Genomic DNA, 21,262 nt, shown 5'->3' with positions numbered 1-21,262 from the left:
TGATGAGGGGACGGGCGACGCCCCTATCCTCCGGCATCCAATCGAAGCAAGAACATGGCCGAAGACACGTTTCACGAAACCCAGCACGATCTCGCGCGCACGCTGATCCGGACCTTCTATGAGGCCCTGTCGGGCCAGTTCGACCGGAAGGATCACATCACGAAGGAAGAGTTGGACCGGGCATTCAACCTGATCGAGGGATTCTGGCCAAAGACTCTGCCCGCCTTCAAGGCCAATTGCCGGCTCTGCATCGACAAGATCGGCGTGCGGGCCTACAACCCCGATGCACGACGCAAGGACTTCCTGACACGGTTCGTCTTCTCGTTGCTGATCACCGGCATCCCCTCACGCATGGATCCCGGCAGCGGCAAGTACTTTCCCCAGGTGATCGTCCGTGGCATCCAGCGGAACATCGTCAACCTGTTCAGCAACGCCGAGTACGAAATGCTGAACAGTCAGGCTCAGGCGATCTTCGCCACCATCGGCACCGACGACGATGCCCAGACATGGCCGCTGATCCGGGCCGACGAGACGATGAGCATGCTGGCGGACAAGATCTTCATCCGCATGCTGCTGCGGTTCAAGCAGTTCAACCAGCAACGTCAGAGCTTCACCGGGATAATCGTCGCCAATATCGAAGCAAATGCCTACAAGTTCACCGATCAGGACTTCTGCGATGTTTTCGACGTGGTTTTCGGCCGCTACGACCAGATGGTCAAGAAGCCGGAGGGGCGGACGAAGATGGACGTGTACTATGGCGACGGCACCGCGGACGGGATCATCAGCATCTTCTTCGCCTTCGAACAGTTCAAGAAGGACATGATCGTGCGCGAGGGGCTTGCCAATAAAGGGAAAGGCAAGCGGTCGGGTGGGCGGAGGTGATTGAATGCCTCGTCATTCGATAACTTGTTGTTAACCACGATGCAGGATGCTGGATTGGTTAATTTTGCCAATCCGGGGAAACAATGACCTGTATCGTAGGATTGATCGACGGCCGCCGCGTTTGGATGGGCGGCGACAGCGCCGGAGTTTCGGGCCTGGACATCACCGTACGCGCCGACGCAAAAGTTTTCCGCAACGGTGATTTCCTGATCGGCTTCACCAGTTCCTTCCGGATGGGTCAATTGCTGGCTTTCCGCCTGCGGCCCCCGCCCCGTCCCGAAGGCATGGACGTCTTCCGCTACATGGTGATGGATTTCGTAGACGAAGTCCGAAACTGCCTGAAGGAAGGCGGCTATGCCCAGCGGAACAACGACGCCGAACAGGGCGGCAGTTTCCTGGTGGCCTATCAGGGCCGGCTGTTCTCGATCCAGAGCGACTATCAGGTCTGCGAAACCAATCGGGGATTCCATGCGATCGGCTGCGGTGCCGACTACGCCCTGGGTTCTCTTGCCTCGACGGCCGGCCAGCCGGCCGAGCAGCGGGTTCGCCGGTCGCTGGAATGCGCCGAACTGCTGAACGGCGGCGTACGCGCGCCCTTCCGGATCGAGCATCTGGACGCCGAAGAGGATAACCTGACCCTGCCGCTGCTTAGCGCCGTCGCGTAAGAAAGTCGCCGACAGTTCAGACTAGGGCAAAACAAAACCCCGGCCACATCGGTGGCCGGGGTTTTGTCTTCGTGAGGGCCTATGCCCGTCGGATCAGAGATCCAGCAGGAGACGCTGCGGGTCCTCGATGCCTTCCTTCAGGCGGACGAGGAAGGTGACCGCTTCCTTGCCGTCGATGATGCGGTGATCGTAGCTGAGCGCCAGATACATCATCGGACGGGCTTCTATCTTGCCGTTCACCACGACCGGGCGCTCCTGGGTCTTGTGCATGCCCAGGATGGCCGACTGCGGCGGGTTCAGGATCGGGGTGGACAGCAGCGAGCCGTAGACGCCGCCGTTGGAGATCGTGAAGGTGCCGCCGGACAGGTCTTCCATCGACAGCTTGCCGTCGCGGGCCTTCTTGCCGAGCGCGCCGATGGCCTTCTCGATCCCGGCGAAGCCGAGCTTGTCGGCATCACGCACGACGGGAACCACCAGACCGGTCGGCGTACCGACGGCGACGCCGATGTCGTAGTAGTTCTTGTAGATGACGTCGGTGCCCTCGATCTCGCCGTTGACCGCCGGGATTTCCTGGAGCGCCGCGATGGCCGCCTTCACGAAGAACGACATGAAGCCGAGCTTGACGCCGTGCTTCTTCTCGAACACGTCCTTGTAGGCATTGCGGACGGCCAGCAGGTTCGTCATGTCCACCTCGTTGAAGGTGGTCAGCATGGCGGCCGTATCCTGGGCTTCCTTCAGGCGCTCGGCGATGCGCTGGCGCAGGCGCGTCATGCGGACGCGCTCTTCCTGGTCGGCACGGGCGCGCGGGCCGGCGGGAACGGCGGGCTTTGCCGCCGGAGCGGGCTTGGCTGCGGCGGGAGCCGGCGCCGGCATCTGGGCCGGGCGGCTTTCCAGGAAGCGCAACACGTCTTCCTTGGTCAGGCGGCCGTCCTTGCCGCTGGCGGAGATGTCAGACGGCGTCAGCTTGTTGTCGTCGATCAGCTTGCGCACGGCCGGCGAGAGGGTGTCGTGCTGGGTCGCGGCGGGAGCAGACGCGGGAGCGGCGGGGGCCGGAGCGGGCGCCGGAGCCGGAGCGGGCTCGGCCTTGGCGGCCGGAGCGGGCTTGGCGGCGGGAGCACCGGCGCCGTCGGACAAGGTGCCCAGCAGGGCGCCGACCTCGACGGTGTCGCCTTCGGCGGCGACGATCTCGGCAAGGGTGCCGGCCTGTGTCGCGTTGACTTCCAGGGTGACCTTGTCGGTCTCCAGTTCCAGCAGCGGCTCATCCAGCGCTACGGCGTCGCCGACGTTCTTCAGCCATTTCGCGACTGTCGCTTCCGTGACCGACTCGCCCAGAACGGGGACCGTGATTTCCAGGGCCATGATGTCTTAACCTTTTTTTCTTGAAAGGGCTTCGTTCGGTTTCTGTGCGGGGATGCGCGGGCAGAGCGGCGGCGACTGTCGCCACCCTGCCCGCGCGGGTCAGGTTACTTTACGGTCAGCGCGTCATCGACGAGCTTGGCCTGTTCCTGGTTGTGCCGCTTGAGCATGCCGGTCGCCGGAGACGCCGCTTCGACGCGGCCGGCATAGCTTGGGCGGCTCGCCTTGATCTGCGCCGCGACGATGCAGTCTTCCAGGCGGCGGTCGATGAAGGCCCAAGCGCCCATGTTGCGCGGCTCTTCCTGGCACCACACGACGTCGGCGTTCTTGTAGCGGGACAGTTCGCGTGTCAGCGACGTGCGCGGGAACGGGTAGAGCTGTTCCAGCCGGACGATCGCGACATCCTTGATGCCGCGCGCCTCGCGCTCCTGGAGCAGGTCGTAATAGACCTTGCCGGTGCACAGCACGACCCGGCGGACCTGATCGTCGGCCACCAGTTCGAACGGCTCGCTCAGGATGCGATGGAACGAGGTGCCGGGACCGAACTCTTCCAGCTTCGACACCGCCAGCTTATGGCGTAGCAGCGACTTCGGCTCGAACACGACCAGCGGCTTGCGGAAGTCGCGGCGCATCTGGCGGCGGAGAGCGTGGAAGTAGTTGGCCGGCGACGTGCAGTTCAGGATCTGCCAGTTGTCCTCGCCGCACATCTGAAGATACCGCTCGAGGCGGGCGGAGCTGTGCTCCGGCCCCTGGCCCTCGTAGCCGTGGGGCAGCAGCATCACCAGACCGGACATGCGGAGCCACTTCGACTCGCCGGAGCTGATGAACTGGTCGATGATGACCTGGGCGCCGTTGGCGAAGTCGCCGAACTGCGCTTCCCACAGGACAAGACCGTGCGGCTCGGCCAGCGAGACACCGTATTCGAAGCCCAGCACAGCCGCTTCCGACAGCGGGCTGTCATGGACCTCGTACGTGGCCTGACCTTCACGGATGCTGTTGAGCGGAATGAAGCGCTCTTCGGTTTCCTGGTCGATCAGCACCGAATGGCGCTGCGAGAAGGTGCCGCGCCCTACATCCTGGCCCGACAGGCGGACCGGCGTTCCTTCGGCGCACAGCGTGCCGAACGCCAGCGCTTCCGCCGTTGCCCAGTCGATGCCTTCGCCGCTCTCGATCGCCTGGGCCTTGGCCTTGAGCTGGCGGGCGATCTTGCCGTTGACCTTGATGTGCTTCGGTTCGGTCGAGATCGCCTTGCCGACTTCGCGCAGCAATTCCATGCTGACGGCGGTATTGCCGCGACGGTCGTCGCCCGAGGCCGCTTCCAGGCCGGACCACTTGCCTTCCAGCCAGTCGGCGCGGTTCGGCTTGTAGTGGCTCGCGACCTCGAAGTCGTCTTCCAGCTTCTTGAAGAAGTCGGCGACGATCTGCTCGGACTCGGCCGGCGTGATCACGTTCTCGGCGATCAGCTTCTGGGCATAGACTTCGCGGGTGGAGGGATGGCTGCGGATCGCCTTGTACATCAGCGGCTGGGTGAACGCGGGCTCGTCGCCCTCGTTGTGGCCGTGACGGCGGTAGCAGAACAGGTCGACGACCACGTCCTTCTTGAACTTCTGGCGGAACTCGATCGCGATCCGCGAGACGTGGACCACCGCTTCCGGATCGTCGCCGTTGACGTGGAAGATCGGCGCCTGGATCATCTTCGCGACGTCGGTGCAGTACGGACCCGAGCGCGAGTAGCTCGGCATCGTCGTGAAGCCGATCTGGTTGTTGATGATGAAGTGGATGGTGCCACCGACCCGGTAGCCCTTCAACTCGCTCATCATCAGCGTCTCGGCGACGAGACCCTGACCCGCGAAGGCGGCGTCGCCGTGCAGTAGGATTCCAAGAACCTCGTCACGGCTTTCCTCGGTCGGCGGAACGGTGCCGCTGCGCTGGATCTGCTTGGCGCGGACGCGGCCGACCACGACGGGGTCGACGGCCTCGAGGTGCGACGGGTTGGGGCTGAGCGACAGGTGGACGGGGGCGCCGTCGAAGTCGCGGTCGGACGAGGTGCCCAGGTGGTACTTGACGTCGCCCGAGCCCTGGACGTCTTCCGGATGGGCCGAATTGCCCTGAAATTCCGAGAAGATCGCCTTGAAGGGCTTGCCCATGAAGTTGGCGAGCACGTTCAGGCGGCCACGATGGGCCATGCCGAGCACGACCTCCTTGAGACCGAGCTGGGTGCCGCGCTTCAGCACCTGTTCCATGGCGGGCATCAGGGCCTCGCCGCCATCCAGGCCGAAGCGCTTGGTGCCGGTGTATTTCTTGTCGAGGAAGCGCTCGAAGTTCTCGGCGGCGGTCAGGCGCTCGAGGATCGCCTTCTTGCCGTTGACCGTGAAATCGGTGTGGTTGCGGCCGCCTTCGATGCGCTCCTGGATCCAGGCCTTCTGGTCCGGATCCTGGATGTGCATGAACTCGACGCCGATCGTGCCGCAATAGGTCTTCTGCAACACTTCGAGGATCTGGCGAAGCGTCGCCGTCTCCATGCCGAGGACGTTGTTGATGAAGATCGGACGGTCGAAATCGGCATCGGTGAAGCCGTAGGAACGCGGGTCCAGCTCCGGGTGCTGCTCCCGCTTCTCGAGGCCCAGCGGGTCGAGGGTGGCCTGGAGATGGCCGCGGACGCGGTACACGCGGATCAGCATCAGCGCGCGCAGGCTGTCCAGCGTCGCGGCGCGAAGCTGGTCCTGGTCGAGCGCCGCGGCCGGAGCGGCGGCGCCGTTCAGACCTGCCGCATGGCCGTTGGCCTTGGCGGCCGCCGGAGCGGTGGCGCCGTTGGTCTTGGCGGCCGGCTCCTCGCCGATGACGGAAGTAGTGTTGGGAGCCCAGCTCGCCCCGCGCAGTTCGTCCAGCACTTCTCGCGCGTCGTCGTTCAGCTCGGTGAAGAAGCTGTTCCAGCTTGAGTCGACGGACTGTGGGTCATTGAGATAGCGGGCATACAGCTCGGCGATGAAGGTGGCGTTCGAGCCGAACAGGAACGAAGACTGATCAGGGGTCGCTGACATTTTTTAAATGACGCGGGCGTTGGCGCCCGCGCCCTCTTTCTTGCAAGGGTTCACGGCTCCGATGGGTTGGAAACTATCAACCCTTCAGGGCCTTCAACATGGTGCTGCCCAGGCTGGCCGGGCTATCGGCAACGTGGATACCGGCAACCTTCAACGCCTCGACCTTGAAGTCGGCGGTGTCGTTGCCGCCGGAAATCACGGCGCCCGCGTGACCCATCCGGCGGCCCGGAGGGGCGGTACGCCCGGCGATGAAGCCAACGACCGGCTTCTTGGTCTTGCTGGCCTTGATGAATTCGGCCCCCTTGACCTCGGCGTCGCCGCCGATCTCGCCGATCATGATGATGCCTTCCGTCTCCGGGTCATCCAGGAACAGCTCCAGGCTATCCACGAAATTGGTGCCGTTGACCGGGTCGCCGCCGATGCCGATGCAGGTCGTCTGCCCCAGGCCCGCCGCCGTGGTCTGCGCCACCGCCTCATATGTGAGGGTGCCGGAGCGCGAGACAACACCGATCTTGCCGCGACGGTGGATGTGACCGGGCATGATGCCGATCTTGCATTCGTCGGGGGTGATGATGCCCGGGCAGTTCGGCCCGATCAGGCGGGTCTTGGAACCGTTCAGCGCCCGGCGGACGGAAACCATGTCCAGGACCGGAATGCCTTCGGTGATGCAGACGACCAGCGCGATTTCGGCGTCGATCGCTTCCAGGATGGCGTCGGCGGCGAACGGCGGCGGGACATAGATCACGCTGGCGTTGGCGCCGGTGACATGCACCGCCTCGGCCACGGTGTCGAACACCGGCAGGTCGAGGTGCTTGGTGCCGCCCTTGCCCGGAGTGACGCCGCCGACCATCTGGGTGCCGTAGGCGATCGCCTGCTCGGAGTGGAAGGTCCCCTGAGCGCCGGTGAAGCCCTGGCAGATGACTTTAGTTTGGGAATTGACCAGGACAGCCATTTATGCCGCTTCCTTCACCGCATTGACCACCTTTTCCGCCGCATCCGCCAGATTGTCGGCGGACAGGATGGGGAGGCCGGATTCACTCAGGATCTTCTTGCCCAGCTCGACGTTGGTGCCTTCGAGGCGGACGACCAGCGGGACATGGAGAGAGACTTCGCGGGCAGCGGCGACTACGCCTTCGGCGATCACGTCGCAGCGCATGATGCCGCCGAAGATGTTGACCAGGATGCCTTCGACGTTCTTGTCGGAAAGGATCAGCTTGAACGCCGTCGTGACGCGCTCGCGGGTGGCGCCGCCGCCGACATCCAGGAAGTTGGCCGGCTCGCCGCCGTACAGCTTGATGATGTCCATGGTCGCCATCGCCAGGCCGGCGCCGTTGACCATGCAGCCGATCGAACCGTCGAGCTTGATGTAGTTGAGGCCGTGCTTGGCGGCTTCCAGCTCGGAGGCTTCTTCCTCGTCGGCGTCGCGCAGCTCTTCCACGTCCTTGTGGCGGAACAGGGCGTTGTCGTCGAAGTTCATCTTGGCGTCGAGCGCGATGATGTCGCCCGAACCGGTCACGACCAGCGGGTTGATCTCCACGATCGAGGCGTCGAGGTCGATGAACGCCTTGTACGTCGCCAGGATCAGCTTGACCGCCGCGTTGACCTGCTTGCCTTCCAGGCCGAGGCCGAAGGCGATCTTGCGGGCGTGGAAGCCGGAGATGCCGGTGGCCGGATCGACCGCGACCTTCAGGATCTTCTCGGGCGTGTTGTGGGCGACCTCCTCGATCTCCATCCCGCCCTCGGTCGAGGCCATGATGGTGACACGAGCGGTGGCGCGGTCCATCAGCAGGCCGAGATACAGCTCGCGCTTGATGTCGCAGCCTTCCTCGATATAGAGCCGCTTGACTTCCTTGCCGGCGGGACCGGTCTGCTTGGTCACGAGGACGTGGCCCAGCATTTCCTTGGCGTTCGAAGCGACATCCTCGACCGACTTGACGACGCGGACGCCGCCCTTGCCTTCCGGGTTGTCGGCGAAACGCCCGGCGCCACGGCCGCCGGCGTGGATCTGGGACTTGACCACATAGACGGGTCCGCCCAGTTCCTTGGCTACCTGTTCGGCCTCGGGGATGGTGTAGGCGACGCCGCCGCGCGGCACCGACACACCATATTTTTTCAGCAGGTTTTTGGCCTGGTATTCATGGATATTCATGGACGTCCGTCTATCTGATGGCGGCTATCTGGTGACGGGGGCAAGCATCGCGTCGCGACATCGACTTGGCTGCCCCGGTTCGAACCGGTTCACGGAGTATGCCGGCCGCTCAGTCTAGCACTCTCCGGTACCGGATTAGAACCGGACGAGGCCAAACCCCCTGCGACGTTTGGCCCGCCGTGACACGAAAAAGGCCGCCGGGGACGGCGGCCTCTTGAGAAGGCCGCCTCAGGAGGCGGGCTTCTCGCTTTCCAGGTTCTTGACGACTTCGACCAGGGTCTTCACGGCCCCGACCGAGCTGTCGAACTGAGCCTTTTCCTCGGCGTTCAGTTCGATCTCTACGATCTTCTCGACGCCGCCGGCGCCGATGATCACCGGCACGCCGACGTAAAGGTCGTCCACGCCATATTGGCCCGTCAGGTGTGCGGCGACCGGCAGGACGCGCTTCTTGTCCTTCAGGTAGCTTTCCGCCATGGCGATCGCGGAAGCCGCCGGCGCGTAGAAGGCCGAACCGGTCTTCAGCAGCTTGACGATCTCGGCGCCGCCGTCACGGGTGCGCTGGACGATGGCGTCGAGCTTTTCCTGGGTGGTCCAGCCGAGCTTGACGAGGTCGGGCAGCGGGATGCCGGCGACGGTGGAGTAGCGGACCAACGGGACCATGGTGTCGCCATGGCCGCCCAGCACGAAGGCGGTGACGTCTTCGACCGAGACCTTGAACTCTTCGGCCAGGAAGGTGCGGAAGCGGGCGCTGTCGAGCACGCCGGCCATGCCGACGACCTTGTTGGTGGGCAGGCCCGACGCCTGCTGAAGGACCCACACCATCACATCGAGCGGGTTGGTGATGACGATGACGAAGGCATTGGGCGCATGCTTGCCGATGGCGGCGCCGACCGTCTTCATGACACCGGTGTTGATGCCGATCAGGTCGTCGCGGCTCATCCCCGGCTTGCGGGGAACGCCCGCGGTGACGATTACGACGTCGGCGCCTTCGATGACCGAGTAGTCGCTGCCGCCGGTCAGGACGGCGTCGAAACCCTCGACCGGGGCCGACTGTGAAATGTCCAGCGCCTTGCCGTCCGGCATGCCTTCCGCGATGTCGAACACGGCGATGTCGCCAAGTTCCTTCAAGCCCGCCAGCAGGGCGAGAGTGCCCCCGATCTGGCCGGCGCCGACGAGCGCGATTTTATTGCGTGCCATGAAGCGTTCCCCAAGTGTTGCGGAGATGATTATACAAGGGAGCGAGGGTCACTTTCGGCCGGGCCTGACGACCCTCAAATCCGCGCGGGTACGTACTCCGAATCTGGCCGAAGGGCAAGGGGAACGGGATGCCTTCAACCGAGCGGCGGTTGAAACGCACCCGCTAACGGCCCGCTTCCGCAGCCTCTCCGGAATAGCGCTTCGGGAACCGGAGCCCGGCACTTAACGTTTGGATGGTAATACCAAAATTCGGTGATGGAGGGCGTTCATGAGGACCTGGGTCTACGGTTTGTGCGGCGCGGCGGCGCTTATGGCCGTCTCTTCGCCCATACAAGCGCAAGTAGCAATGGAACCGGCCGAACGGGCCAGGGCGACCGACGAGGCGCAACCCACGCCGCCGGGCATCACCGTCCTGGAACCCCGTTCGGACGCGGTGGAGACGTTCGAATGCCGGTCCTTGCAGACATTGCTGATGGTTGCAATCCCGGCATGGGAAGAAGCCGGCGCCTGGTTCGAGACGCCGTTCCGGCAGAGGGAACCCAGCCTCGAACAGGCGGCCGCGCGCCAGCGTTGCCGCGATGCGCTGGCCAGGCCGGTGGTCCGCTTCGAAGCGAACGTTCCGGTCAAACGGCCGGTCGACCGGGTGCCACGGCCGGGTATGTAACCGCCGGACAGGTTGGACGGGCCGGTTGGGACGCCTTCGAATCGTTCTTTTCAGGACCGATTCAGGTCGCGGCGGCAGATTGACGCAGTATCCGATAGTCTGCCGCCAAACAGCCCGGACGGAATGTTCGGAGCGATATTTCCGTTCAAATCGAATTATTGCGAACGACTTCGAGACTCGGACGACAAGATCATTTCAGCCGCATCAGGCCCGACCGTTCAGGACAGCTTCAGGACGACCGCTCCCGCGACCACCGCCGCCGCGGCGGCATGCCGGGTCCACCCGAAACGCTCCTTCAGGACCACGGCCGAAAGTGCGGTAGCGAACAGGATCGAGGTCTCGCGCAGGGCCGCGACCAGGGCGACCGGTGCCTGGGTCATGGCCCATAGGGCCAGGACATAGGCTCCCAGGGTGCATGCGCCCCCGATCGCCCCGAAATGCCAGCGGGAACGGCAATGCGCGACCAGATCGGTCCGCCGCCTCAGCATGGCCCAGGCCGTCAGGGGAAGCGCCGTGATCAGGAAGACCCACATCGTATAGGCGACGGCATGGCCGGACAGCCGCACGCCCATCCCATCGACGAAGGTATAACAGGCGATAACGGCGGCATTGGCCAGGGCGAGCATCGTCGCGTTGCCACTGGCCCCGGCAGGCCCTTGGGAGCGGGCCAGGGTCATGCCGAGAACGCCGGCGCAGATCAGCAGGACGCCGCCCCAGGCTCCGGGGCCGAGATACTCGCCGAGCAGCGGGCCGCTGGCGATCGTCACCAGAAGCGGCGCTGTACCCCTCATCACGGGATAGGCGAAGCTCATGTCGCCCGCGCGGTACGCGGCCGCGACCAGGGCGAAGTAGCCGACATGGACCGCCACCGATGCCGCCGCATAGGGCCAGCTCGCAGGGGCCGGCAGAGGAAGGAAAGGCAGGACCACGGCGGACAGCAGTCCCGAACCGCCCGTGACGAGAACGATATCGAGGAACTTATCCCGGCTCGACTTGACCACGGCGTTCCAACTGGCATGGAGGAACGCCGCCAGAAGCACGATCAGCATCACCTGGATCGACATTCCGCCCGATGTCATGCTTCGAGGCCCGAGCGGACTTCGCGATAGCTGTCGACGATGAGAGCAGGCCGGTTCCGGTGCATCCAGAATGTCTACAGCTTCGCGCCGTAGAATTCCAACTGCCAACTCATTTCCACCGGTGTCAGAGGATAGTCGAAACCGTTGCGGGCGTTCAGCAGCATGCGGGGAGGTATGTTGGCGGCACGCGACTGGAGCTGCATGGCGCACCGCATGCTGAGCCCGGCCCGCCACGCGAGCGAGGTCACGCCCTTGGGGCTTTGAGCCGCGATGATGTCGTCGACGATCGCCGGGACGATACCGGCCAGCAGCGCCAGCCCCAGCTTGACGAACACCAAGTCGTTCCATGACAAGGCGTCGCTGATGGCGCTTTCGTCCAGTTGACCGATGGTGAACAGGCGCCGCGCCCGCTGCTCCGGCGACTCTCCGTCCGTTCTCTGGTCGCGATAGTCGATCCGGCGCCGGGCGACGCTGACCACCTCCTCCGCCGTCTCCGCGTCGAGGTCGCGACGCTGGCGCAGGATCGTCAGGACATGCTGGTCGACGAACTCCGCAAGACGGACCGCCAGGCGTCTGGGCAGTTTCGGGCGGCGCGCCAGCGGCATCTGCCAAGCCGGATACCCGGCCGAGTCCTCGACCATGCCGGTCAGGGTATGCTCCGGGATCAAGGCACCGGAATTGTCGATCAGCACGGTGGACGCCGCAATGTCGCCGGCATTGTACAGGGCCGCGGAAACGGGCTCGGAGACGCCGTCCCTTCTGGCGATGGCGCTCAGCACCCAGGACTTCGGCTGGTCAGCGATGATGCTGAGCAGGTCCTTGTCGGTCAGCGTGGCGCAATAGTGCAGGATGGGTTCGGCGACCTCGTGCTCGATGTCGCGGGCAAGGTGAAGGCACAAGTCGGGCGGGGCGCAGGCGACATCCTTGAGACTGGTCGCCAGCGCCTGCCGGACACCGACCGCCTGATCCCTCGCCAGCTGCTCCAGTGTCCGCACCGTCAGTTGAAAGAGCTGGCTCTGGGCTTCCTGCGACAAGTCGGGCAGGAGACGGGCAAGTTTGCCGGCCAGCAGGCTGCGTACGCTTTCGTCGGAGTCGCGTGCCAGGACGGCGCTGGCCTGGGACGGCGCCGCCGGGTTGGCCGCCACTTCGCGGCGGACTTCGACCGCTGGGTCGATCGCCAGATAGTAGAGCAGCTCCGGGCGGACATCCTCGCGGCTCGCCACCTGTGCGCGGGTGGCTGCATCCTCGCTCTGCGCCATCCGCTTCGAGGTTTCATAATCGAGCGCGCCGCCGACCGTTGGAATCTGCTCTTTGATGGACAAGGTCGTCCCCGGACTGCCGAACGAAGGGGTATTCGATCCCTTTATGATCCACCATGGTTTCCAGATGGTGAACGTTCGGCTATCCGGCGCGGCGGCGACGGGCGTTTACAGACCCAGCGGTGGCGGAGGTTCCGGTTCCGGATTGGTGGCGGGGCTGAACTCGTGCTCGCGGCGGCGCTTGTCGTACTCGTCCAATGCCCAGTGAACCGTGGGGAAGGCGATGGCGTCCCATGGTATCTCGTCCCAGCGGAACAGCCCCACTTCCAGGCTTTCCGGTCCCGGTTCCACGTCGGGGGAGCGCAGGCGCGCGCGGTAGATGAGCTGGACCTGGCTGATGCGGGGGATTTCATAGACCGCGAGCAGACAATCGATCTCGATCCTCGCCCGCGCTTCTTCCCAAGCCTCGCGCTTCGCCCCTTCGGCTGTCGTCTCGTTGAGTTCCATGTAGCCGGCCGGCAGCGTCCACAGGCCCTTGCTCGGTTCGATCGCCCGGCGGCACAGGAGAATGCGGTCCTCCCACGCGGCGACGGAGCCGACCACGATCTTCGGGTTTTCATAGTTGATGAAGCCGCAGTCCGTGCATACCAGACGCTGGCGGTCATCCCCCTCGGGGATCATGCGGACGACAGGTCCGCTTGGGGTGGATTCGGAACTCATGGGCGTAATGTGGCTCAGGCCGTGCCGCGCGGCAAGCGGAACGGCAGTCGCCGGCACTCGCCCCCAGCGAGATCGGATCAGGCGGTGATATTGACGATTCGCCCACGCGTGGCGTTGGGGTCCTGAACCGGCTGGTTGCCGCCGTCGTTGCCTTTGGCCTGGACGCCGCCGTCCTGCTGAACGTCCTGAGCGGTGGCGCCGCCAGCGGGACGGCTTGCGCCGGACTGAACAGCGGAATACCCCGCAGCCGGAGCCGCACCCGAAGACTGGATCTGCATCGAACTCTCCCTTGGCATCCAATCGGCGGCATCACGGGCGATCCATGTGCCGCAGCACCCCGGCCCGGCGCCAAAGCCGGACTCTTTCGAAGGTACTCAAAAGAATCATAGCGCGTATCGGCAGTATATAGCCACACCAATGCGACGAAAGTATTCGCCCCGATCGGGCGGAAGGATGGACCATCAGCCTCATATCCTGCCGAACAGGCGAATATCGAACTAAAACAATTAAAATGTCACTGTTTTGACCCATGTTTCACGGCTCCCATGCCGGCTGCGGCAGACAAGAGTTAACAACTTGCTAAGGAAGAATCTTCATGCTGGGGGAACTGCGAAGTCAGTGGAGACAAGGCTCCATTCTTAAAACCGCCCGACCAGAAGGGTCGTGACGATGGGCTACTGGTTATCGATGTTTCAGGAATTGAGGGAGTTCTCATCCGACGCCCTGTATGGCGGATCCCTTGGTCCCGCGCGCCTGCGGCAGGATCGCTTCGGGATATGCCCATGAGCGGAGTGGAGATGGGAACCGATATGGAGACCGGCGGCGGTACGATGGCGCATCTTGCCAAACTGTTCGAAATGGCGCGCGACCGTACTCCGGCAGGGCGCCGCGATCTGGCCGACAAGGTCGGGGACTTCTATTTCGCCGGGCACGACCTGTCGAAACGCGAGATGGACCTTGTCGTGGATATCCTCCGGCAGGTGATCCGCGACGCTGAGATGGACGTCCGGCTGGGACTGGCCCAGCGTCTGGCCGTCCACGACCAGGCTCCGCACGACCTGATCGTCCTGCTTGCCAACGACAGGATCGAGATCGCCGAACCGGTCCTGCTGCACAGCGGCGTCCTTCGGGATGCCGATCTCATCGACATCATCCTGCGCCACGCGGAGGCCTATCAGATCGCCGTGGCGAAACGCCCGGCGGTCAGCGCACCGGTGGCCGACGCCCTGGTGGAGATGGGCAGCGTCCAGGTGGCGGAAACGCTGCTCGGCAACCGGGGCGCCAGCTTGTCTCCGCAGGCGATGGCCAAGCTGACGACCGCCGCGCGCCGCGTCCCGCCGCTCCGCGAACCGCTGCTCGGCCGGCCGGAACTCACCTCCGACCTTGCGACCAGGATCTACTGGCTCGTCTCGCAGGAGCTTCGGCGGGCCATCCTGGAACGCTATCCCATTCCCCGTCAGCAACTCGACGCGGCGCTCCAGTCGACGGTCCAGGACTTGGTGGACGGCACGCGGGGGCGGACCAGCCTGACCGGGGAACAGCTGGAAACCGTCGAGCGTCTAGCGGAAGCGGGAGCCATCACGCCGCCCATCCTGATCCAGACGCTGCGGCTGGGGCAGATCGACCTGTTCAAGGCCCTGTTCGGCCGGATCGCCGGGCTGGCGCCGGAAACGATGCATCTGCTGATCGCGGAAAGCGGCGGGGAAGCCCTGACCCTGGCATGCCGCGCCCTGAAGATCGACAAGGGGTTCTTCGCATCGATCTTCCTGCTCAGCCGGGCTGCCCGACCGGGAGAACAGATCGTCGATCCGCGCGAGCTGTCGCGCGTGCTGGCGCTCTATGACCGGGTCACGCCGGAAGCGGCACTGCCCATCCTGCAAAGCTGGCGCATGAACCCAGGCGCCACCCAGCTCATGCCGTCCCGCCGCCGCGACCGTCCGGAAACGTGACCGGACAGAGACGTGACCGGACAGAGACATGACCGGACAGAGGGCAGTACCGGAAGTGATCGCGAAGGGCTTCAGGAGTTGGTCGTCGGAACCCAGGGGATCCGTTCGACCACGATCCCCTCTTCTTTGAGCTCCGTCGTCTCGGTCTCGGTCGCTTCGCCGTAGATGTCGCGCCTATCGATCTCGCCATAGTGGATGCGGCGTGCTTCCTCGGCGAAGCGATCGCCGACGTAGTCGCACTTCTCTTCCACCTTGCGGCGCAGTTCCACCAGTTCGCGCATCACCTCCGCCCGACGCAGGGCGGCGGTTTCGGTCTTCTCGACATCCTGCCGCGACTTTCCGATCCGCGGAGCCATCGGGGCCTTCGCGATCCGGCTGTCGCCACAGAGGGGACAGGCTATCTCGTTCGCGGCGGCCTGCGCATCATAGGCGCCGCCGTTCCTGAACCAGGCCTCGAACACATGGCCTTCGCCGCACTTCAGATCGAACAGGATCATCGACCGTTACTCGTTCCGCTCCTGATGGCGCCGCAGGACCACCGACTTTCCGGCAAGCATGCACTGTAATATATGCACGAATTCGTTAGACCAAGATGAAAGCGGAAGCGAGGGTACCGGAATGCACGACACTCCTGAAGCTTCGGCATGGGTTCGGCGCTTTGCGCCGCTGGCAAGGCCAGGCGGCGGCGTCCTCGACATCGCCTGCGGCAGCGGCAGGCATCTCCGGCTCTTTGCCGGCGCCGGCCATCCCGTGACCGGGATCGACCGGGACCTCGGCGGCGTAGCCGATCTGGCCGGCCGTCCGGAAGTCGATCTGCTGCGGGCCGATCTCGAGGACGGCAGTCCGTGGCCTTTGCCGCCTGACCGGCGGTTCGCCGCCGTCGTCGTCACCAACTATCTGCACCGGCCCCTGCTGCCGCTGCTGACCGCCCTGATCGAGCCCGGAGGGGTGCTGATCTACGAGACCTTCGCGCGCGGCAACGAGCGCTTCGGGCGGCCGTCCTCGCCTGCTTTCCTGCTGGAGCCCGGCGAGTTGCTGGGACTGGCCGGGACCGGCCTTCAGGTCGTCGCGTTCGAACAGGGGGAGGTCGACAGTCCGAAGAAAGCCGTCGTCCAGCGGCTCTGCGCGATGTTCGATGTCCAAGCGAATCCTTTGACTTGGCCACTTCCCGGATAAAGACTATGCATTGCGGGCTACCGTGAAATTCTCAAAATAACTGCAAATACAGTACGGGTATTGCCGGAATGGATAGCTTCCTTCAGTCGCTTGCCGCACCGGGAAACTTCCTGCCGCACGGCCTTTGCCTGACATGGCGGCCGGAACTGATCTGGGTCCATCTGCTGTCGGATATCATGATCGGGCTGGCTTATTTTTCCATTCCAGTAGGTTTGCTCTACTTCGTCTGTCAGCGTCAGGATCTCGCCTATAAATGGATCTTCCTGATGTTCTGCGGGTTCATCCTGGCCTGCGGCGTGACCCATTTTTTCGGCGCCTGGACGCTCTGGTATCCCGATTACGTGGCCCAAGGCGCCGTCAAGGCCTTCACGGCCGCCATTTCGGTCGTCACGGCGGTGATCCTGTGGCCGCTGATCCCCCAGGCGCTGGCGCTGCCCAGCCCGGCGCAGCTCCGGGAAGCCAACAGCTCGCTCGAAATGCAGGTCCTGGAACGCCGCCGCGCCGAGTTGGAGGTCCGCCGCATGGTGGACGAGCTGGAAGCACGGGTAGCGGAACGGACCGCCGAGCTTCAGCGGGCCAACGAATTGCTGGAAACCCGCGTCGCCGAGCGCACCGCCGAACTGGTGGAAGCCAATCGCCGCCTGAGCGCCAGCGAAAGCCACTATTCCAGCATCTTCCAGCATCTGGCCGAAGGTTTGTTCGTCATCCGGATCGCCGGCACCGGCGAGTTCCGCTACGAAGCGCTCAACCCCAGTCACGAGCGTCAGACCGGGCTCAGGTCGGAGGATATCGCCGGCCTAACTCCGCACGAAGTCTTCGATGCCGACATGGCGGACCACCTGGTCGAGCGCTATCGCGCCTGCTGCGAATCGGAACAGCCGATCCAATACGAGGAAACCCTGAAGCTGCCGACGGGAACCAGGATCTGGCAGACCAACCTGGCCCCCGTGCTTTCCCCCGAAGGCCTGCCGGTCAAGCTGCTGGGAACAGCGCGCGACATGACGGAATACAGGACGCTCCAGGAGGAACTGGCGCAGACATCGAAACTGGCGACCCTGGGCACCATGGCGGCCGGTATCGCGCACGAAATGAGCCAGCCGCTCAACATCATCAAGATCACCGCCGACGACTGCGGCTTGATGATCGCGGAGGGACAGAGCGATATCGCGTACCTGTCGCAGGGGATGGACCTGATCGCGACGCAAGCCGCGCGTATGGGCGAGATCGTCGATCAGATGCGCTCCTTCAGCCGCCGGGACACCGCGGAGGTCGCCCCGTTCGATCCCGTGCCGCCGGTTCGGCGCGCGATAAACCTGCTGGAACGCCACTATGCCAGCGAAGGCATGGAGCTGGTGAGCGGCGACATGCCGGACGGGATCCAGGTAGCGGGTCGGCCCGGCCGCCTGGAGCAGGTCGTCATCAATCTGCTGAGCAATTCCCGCGACGCCATAGCCATGCGCCGGGAAGAAGATCCGGCGCTGACCGGCAGGATAGAGGTTACGGTCGGCATGGACCATTCCGCCGAACAGGTCCGAATCGCCATCACCGACAACGGCATCGGTTTGCCCCCCGAACTGGCGGAACGCATCTTCGATCCGTTCTTCACGACCAAGGACGCCACCAAGGGGGTCGGCCTGGGCCTGTCGATCTGCGCCAGCCTGATCGGCGCCATGGGAGGAAGGATAACCGCGGAAAACCTGGAACAGGGCGCCCGCTTCACCATATCACTGCCGGTACGCAGAAACTGAACAAGGGAATATGATGCCTGACCCCGAACCGTCGGCCATGCCCCACATCCTGGTGGCCGACGACGAAGCGATCGCAGCCATGGCGCTGGAACGCTTCCTGACCCGAAAAGGCTATCGCATCACGACGGCGGTCAACGGCATCGAAGCCCTCGAATTTCACAAGCAAGACCCGGCGGACGTCGTGGTGACCGATATCCGGATGCCGCGCGGCGGCGGACGCGAGCTGATCTCCAGCTTGAGAAGCCTGGACGAAGCCCTGCCGATCGTAGTCATGACCGGCTATATGTCGCTGAACGACGAGCAGGGCGTCTCCACCGACGACCGGCTGGTGGTATTGCAGAAGCCGATCGAGATCGAGCGGCTCCTGCAAGTCATCAAGGACTTCACCGGCACCTGAAAAGCCGAAACTCTAGAGAGCAGGTGGCGCGAAGCCGCGGTCGTGCCTGAGCGACGGCACCATGCCGCGCGCCTTCTCGATCTCGCCCAGGTCGAGCCGCGCCGTGACGATCCCCGGTTCCTCGCCGCCGTCGGCCAGGATCTCGCCCCAGGGGCTGACGATCAGCGAATGGCCATAAGTGGTCCGTCCGGCATCGTGGGTGCCGCACTGGGCAGGTGCGATCACGAAGCATCCGGTCTCGATGGCGCGGGCGCGCAGCAGCACGTGCCAGTGGGCACGGCCGGTCGGAACGGTGAAGGCGGACGGCACGGTCAGGATCGAGGCGCCGGCCTGCGCCAGTGCCCGGTACAGATGGGCGAAGCGCAGGTCGTAGCAGACCGTCATGCCGACGCCGCCCCAGGGGGTCTGCGCCAGCACGGCCTTGTCGCCCGGCCGGAACGTCGCCGATTCGCGGTAGCTCTCGCCGTTGGCGAGGTCGACGTCGAACATGTGGATCTTGTCATAGCGTGCCGCGATAGAACCGTCCGGGCTGAACAGCAGGCTGCGGTTGGCGGCCCGGTCCTCGCCGTCGAGCCGGACGGCGAGCGAACCCGCCAGCAGCCAGGCGCCGGTCCGGCGCGCCAGATCCTGGAAGAAGGGTATCGCCGGATGGTCCTGTTCCGGCCGTGCCCGCTCGAGCACCCGGGCGCGGCCCTGGACAACCATGCCGACGTTCTCGGGCGTCGTGATGAAATCGGCCCCCGCCTCGCGTGCACGCAGGATGAGGTCGCCTACGGTGTGCAGGTTGGGCTCGATCTCCGGCCCGGCGTTCACCTGCACGCATGCGACGGTCAGGGAGCCGGCCATCAAGCGCGTCCCAGCATCGGGTCGAGCTTGCCGGAACGGTCGAGCGCGTAGAGGTCGTCGCAGCCGCCGATCGGCTTGCCGTCGATGAAGATTTGCGGAACCGTGGTCCGCCCTTCGGCCTTTTCCGTCATCTCCACCCGCTTGCGCGGCTGCATCATGACGTCGATCTCCTCGAACTGGACCCCCTTCTCGTTGAGGAGCTTCTTGGCCCGCGAGCAATAGGGGCACCAGGGGCTGGAATACATAACGACTTCGGCCATGGACCGTGAACTCCGATCGGGAAATGAGAACCTGACTGTTCACGACTATATGGCGAGCCCCATCAGTTTCGCCAGATACCGCCGTTCGGAACCCGCGCGAGGGTGAGCACATCGACGCGGGATGCCCCGGCCCTGAGCAGCACGCGGGCGCATTCCGATACGGTGGCGCCCGTCGTCAGCACGTCGTCGATCAGCACCACCGGCTTCCCCCGGACCCGTTCCACCAGCCGGGGCCGGACATGGAACGCGCCCCGGACGTTGCGCCGGCGTCCGGTCCTGCTATGCCCGCCTTGAGGCGTCGTGCGGCGATGGCGCACCAGCAGGGACGGGAGGACGGCGAGGCCGGCATGGCGGCCGACGGCATGAGCCAGCAATGCCGCCTGATTGTAGCGGCGGGCGAACAGCTTCCAGCGATGGAGAGGCACAGGCGCCAGGACGGTCTCGGGAACCAGGAGTTCGGCCCCGGCGCGGGCGAGCCATGCCCCGAAGGCGCTGGCGGCATAGGTCTGATCCGCGTGCTTGAACCCGAGGATCATGCCCCGGCAGCCGTCGTCATAGGTCAGCACCGAACGGGCGCGCCCATAGGCGGGCGTTTGGCCGATGCAGGTCGCGCATAGCAGGGTGTCGGAGGCATCCACAGCCAGCGTTATGTCGAAGGGTTCGCCGCAGCAGGCGCAGTGCGGCGGCGAAATGAACGTCAGCCCGCTCCAGCAGGACAGGCAAAGGGTGCCCTGGCGGTCGACCGTGCCGGCACAGGACAGGCAGCGCGGCGGCAGGATCGCGTCCAGCGCGGTGCGGCCCATGCCGGCCAGGAAGCGGGATAGCGACGGCTTGATGCTCATGGCATCCCCTGTGCGCCCGTATGCAGGTCCGGTCAATCGGCCAGGAAGTCGCACCGGACCGGTCCCTTCCGGTCGTTGTGCGACGCGGCGGCCCCTCTATATTAGGAGGATGGATGACCGCGATATCATGACCGTGTTCGACCGGGAGACGGTGCGCCGTCACCGCGACCGCGCCGCCGCCGGATTTGCCGGCTACGACTTCCTCTTTACAGAGGTCGCCGAACGCCTGGGCGACCGCTTGGACGACGTCGTCCGCAACTTCCCCACGGCGCTTGACCTGGGCTGCCATACGGGACAAGCGGGCCGCGTCCTGCGCGGGCGCAAGGGGATCGAGACGCTGGTCCAATGCGACCTGTCGCCCGCCATGGTATGTGCGGCGGAAGGAGACCTGCGGGTCGCCGGGGACGAGGAGCTCCTGCCCTTCGCCGACTCGAGTTTCGACCTCGCGGTCAGCAACCTTAGCCTTCACTGGGTCAACGATCTGCCGGGCGCGCTGCTCCAGCTCCGGCGTGCGCTGAAGCCGGACGGCTTGTTCATCGGGGCGATGCTGGGCGGCGAGACGCTGTTCGAACTACGCCGCTGCCTGATGGAAGCCGAACTTGACCTGACCGGCGGCGTTACCGCCCGGATATCTCCCTTCGCCGAGGTGCGCGACGCCGGCGGACTGCTTCAGCGTGCCGGGTTCACCCTGCCCGTGGTGGACAGCGACACGATCACGGTGACTTACGAGAGCGCCTTCAAGCTGATGACCGACCTGCGCGGCATGGGCGAGACGAATGCAGGGTTGAACCGGCGCAAGCACCCGACTCCGCGTGCCCTGATGGTCGATGCCGCACGCCGGTATGCCGAGCTGTATTCGGAGCCCGACGGCCGGGTGACCGCGACGTTCCAGATCCTGTATCTGGCCGGCTGGGCCCCGCATGAAAGCCAGCAGAAGCCTATGAAGCCGGGGACCGCCCAGATCCGCCTCGCCGACGCGCTGAAGGTCGAGGAGCGCTCGGCGGGAGACAGGGCGGAACCTGTCTAGAGGCG

General features: G+C 64.9%; 21 protein-coding genes. 8 read left to right on the top strand and 13 right to left on the bottom strand.

What is annotated here, in order from left to right; genetic code table 11:
- Positions 1-54: 54 nt before the first annotated feature.
- Both N826_RS14650 and N826_RS14645 read left to right on the top strand, forming a co-directional pair.
- Positions 55-882, top strand: a complete 828-nt coding sequence (locus N826_RS14650) for a hypothetical protein (protein ID WP_044429970.1) — start codon at positions 55-57, stop codon at positions 880-882.
- Between the two features lie 83 nt (positions 883-965).
- Entirely contained in the window at positions 966-1,547 is a 582-nt protein-coding gene (locus tag N826_RS14645) for a hypothetical protein (RefSeq protein WP_044429968.1), read from the top strand.
- Between the two features lie 93 nt (positions 1,548-1,640).
- Here N826_RS14645 and odhB read toward each other — a convergent pair whose 3' ends face one another.
- The 5 genes from odhB to mdh form a co-directional block, all read right to left on the bottom strand.
- Positions 1,641-2,906 carry a 2-oxoglutarate dehydrogenase complex dihydrolipoyllysine-residue succinyltransferase gene (gene odhB, locus N826_RS14640; protein WP_044429966.1) on the bottom strand — a complete coding sequence of 422 codons (1,266 nt, stop codon included), beginning with the start codon at positions 2,904-2,906 and terminating at the stop codon, positions 1,641-1,643.
- A gap of 104 nt (positions 2,907-3,010) precedes the next feature.
- Positions 3,011-5,944, bottom strand: a complete 2,934-nt coding sequence (locus N826_RS14635; RefSeq protein WP_044429964.1) for a 2-oxoglutarate dehydrogenase E1 component — start codon at positions 5,942-5,944, stop codon at positions 3,011-3,013.
- A gap of 76 nt (positions 5,945-6,020) precedes the next feature.
- Entirely contained in the window at positions 6,021-6,896 is an 876-nt protein-coding gene (gene sucD, locus N826_RS14630) for a succinate--CoA ligase subunit alpha (RefSeq protein ID WP_044429963.1), read from the bottom strand.
- Positions 6,897-8,093, bottom strand: coding sequence for an ADP-forming succinate--CoA ligase subunit beta (sucC, locus tag N826_RS14625; RefSeq protein WP_044429960.1), 1,197 nt, complete (start codon positions 8,091-8,093; stop codon positions 6,897-6,899). It lies immediately after the preceding gene.
- A gap of 228 nt (positions 8,094-8,321) precedes the next feature.
- Entirely contained in the window at positions 8,322-9,290 is a 969-nt protein-coding gene (gene mdh, locus N826_RS14620) for a malate dehydrogenase (RefSeq protein WP_044429958.1), read from the bottom strand.
- A 268-nt stretch (positions 9,291-9,558) separates the two neighbouring features.
- On the opposite strand from mdh, the gene N826_RS14615 reads away from it, so the two are divergent.
- Positions 9,559-9,954 (top strand): hypothetical protein, encoded by a 396-nt coding sequence (locus N826_RS14615; protein WP_147040753.1) that lies wholly within the window; start codon positions 9,559-9,561, stop codon positions 9,952-9,954.
- Between the two features lie 218 nt (positions 9,955-10,172).
- Here the strand turns inward: N826_RS14615 and N826_RS14610 are convergent, their stop codons facing one another.
- The 4 genes from N826_RS14610 to N826_RS14595 all read right to left on the bottom strand — a co-directional run bounded on the left by N826_RS14610 (position 10,173) and on the right by N826_RS14595 (position 13,290).
- Positions 10,173-11,033, bottom strand: a complete 861-nt coding sequence (locus N826_RS14610) for a DMT family transporter (RefSeq protein ID WP_244619612.1) — start codon at positions 11,031-11,033, stop codon at positions 10,173-10,175.
- Between the two features lie 74 nt (positions 11,034-11,107).
- Positions 11,108-12,355 (bottom strand): DUF2336 domain-containing protein, encoded by a 1,248-nt coding sequence (locus N826_RS14605; RefSeq protein WP_044429953.1) that lies wholly within the window; start codon positions 12,353-12,355, stop codon positions 11,108-11,110.
- A 105-nt stretch (positions 12,356-12,460) separates the two neighbouring features.
- Positions 12,461-13,012 carry an NUDIX hydrolase gene (locus N826_RS14600; protein WP_044429952.1) on the bottom strand — a complete coding sequence of 184 codons (552 nt, stop codon included), beginning with the start codon at positions 13,010-13,012 and terminating at the stop codon, positions 12,461-12,463.
- A 77-nt stretch (positions 13,013-13,089) separates the two neighbouring features.
- Positions 13,090-13,290, bottom strand: coding sequence for a hypothetical protein (locus tag N826_RS14595; protein WP_044429950.1), 201 nt, complete (start codon positions 13,288-13,290; stop codon positions 13,090-13,092).
- Positions 13,291-13,794: 504 nt separating this feature from the next.
- Between N826_RS14595 and N826_RS14590 the strand changes: the two genes are divergently transcribed.
- The gene (locus N826_RS14590) at positions 13,795-14,961 is read left to right on the top strand and encodes a DUF2336 domain-containing protein (protein WP_044429948.1); all 1,167 of its coding nucleotides are present in this window, start codon (positions 13,795-13,797) and stop codon (positions 14,959-14,961) included.
- Positions 14,962-15,032: 71 nt separating this feature from the next.
- Here N826_RS14590 and N826_RS14585 read toward each other — a convergent pair whose 3' ends face one another.
- Positions 15,033-15,458: a DUF1178 family protein gene (locus tag N826_RS14585; RefSeq protein ID WP_044429946.1), complete on the bottom strand. Its 426-nt coding sequence runs from the start codon at positions 15,456-15,458 to the stop codon at positions 15,033-15,035.
- Positions 15,459-15,579: 121 nt separating this feature from the next.
- Here N826_RS14585 and N826_RS14580 point away from each other — a divergent pair, with 121 nt between their 5' ends.
- The 3 genes from N826_RS14580 to N826_RS14570 all read left to right on the top strand — a co-directional run bounded on the left by N826_RS14580 (position 15,580) and on the right by N826_RS14570 (position 18,282).
- On the top strand, positions 15,580-16,137 hold the full coding sequence (locus N826_RS14580) for a class I SAM-dependent methyltransferase (RefSeq protein ID WP_044429944.1): 558 nt from the start codon (positions 15,580-15,582) through the stop codon (positions 16,135-16,137).
- A gap of 68 nt (positions 16,138-16,205) precedes the next feature.
- Positions 16,206-17,885, top strand: coding sequence for a sensor histidine kinase (locus N826_RS14575; RefSeq protein ID WP_044429942.1), 1,680 nt, complete (start codon positions 16,206-16,208; stop codon positions 17,883-17,885).
- 10 nt (positions 17,886-17,895) lie between these two features.
- The gene (locus N826_RS14570) at positions 17,896-18,282 is read left to right on the top strand and encodes a response regulator (protein ID WP_244619611.1); all 387 of its coding nucleotides are present in this window, start codon (positions 17,896-17,898) and stop codon (positions 18,280-18,282) included.
- Positions 18,283-18,294: 12 nt separating this feature from the next.
- Here N826_RS14570 and N826_RS14565 read toward each other — a convergent pair whose 3' ends face one another.
- The 3 genes from N826_RS14565 to N826_RS14555 all read right to left on the bottom strand — a co-directional run bounded on the left by N826_RS14565 (position 18,295) and on the right by N826_RS14555 (position 20,230).
- A complete protein-coding gene (locus N826_RS14565) occupies positions 18,295-19,128 on the bottom strand; it encodes a carbon-nitrogen hydrolase family protein (protein WP_044429940.1) in 834 nt (277 codons plus the stop codon).
- Entirely contained in the window at positions 19,128-19,388 is a 261-nt protein-coding gene (gene grxC, locus N826_RS14560) for a glutaredoxin 3 (protein WP_044429938.1), read from the bottom strand. The genes N826_RS14565 and grxC overlap by 1 nt, the downstream gene beginning before the upstream one ends.
- 62 nt (positions 19,389-19,450) lie before the next feature.
- Positions 19,451-20,230, bottom strand: a complete 780-nt coding sequence (locus tag N826_RS14555) for a ComF family protein (RefSeq protein WP_044429936.1) — start codon at positions 20,228-20,230, stop codon at positions 19,451-19,453.
- Between the two features lie 109 nt (positions 20,231-20,339).
- Between N826_RS14555 and N826_RS14550 the strand changes: the two genes are divergently transcribed.
- Positions 20,340-21,257, top strand: coding sequence for a methyltransferase domain-containing protein (locus N826_RS14550; RefSeq protein WP_044429935.1), 918 nt, complete (start codon positions 20,340-20,342; stop codon positions 21,255-21,257).
- Positions 21,258-21,262 lie beyond the last annotated feature (5 nt).

Source organism: Skermanella aerolata KACC 11604, from assembly GCF_000936425.1.
Classification (GTDB): Bacteria; Pseudomonadota; Alphaproteobacteria; order Azospirillales; family Azospirillaceae; genus Skermanella; species Skermanella aerolata.
This window is presented reverse-complemented; position numbering and strand designations above follow the sequence as displayed.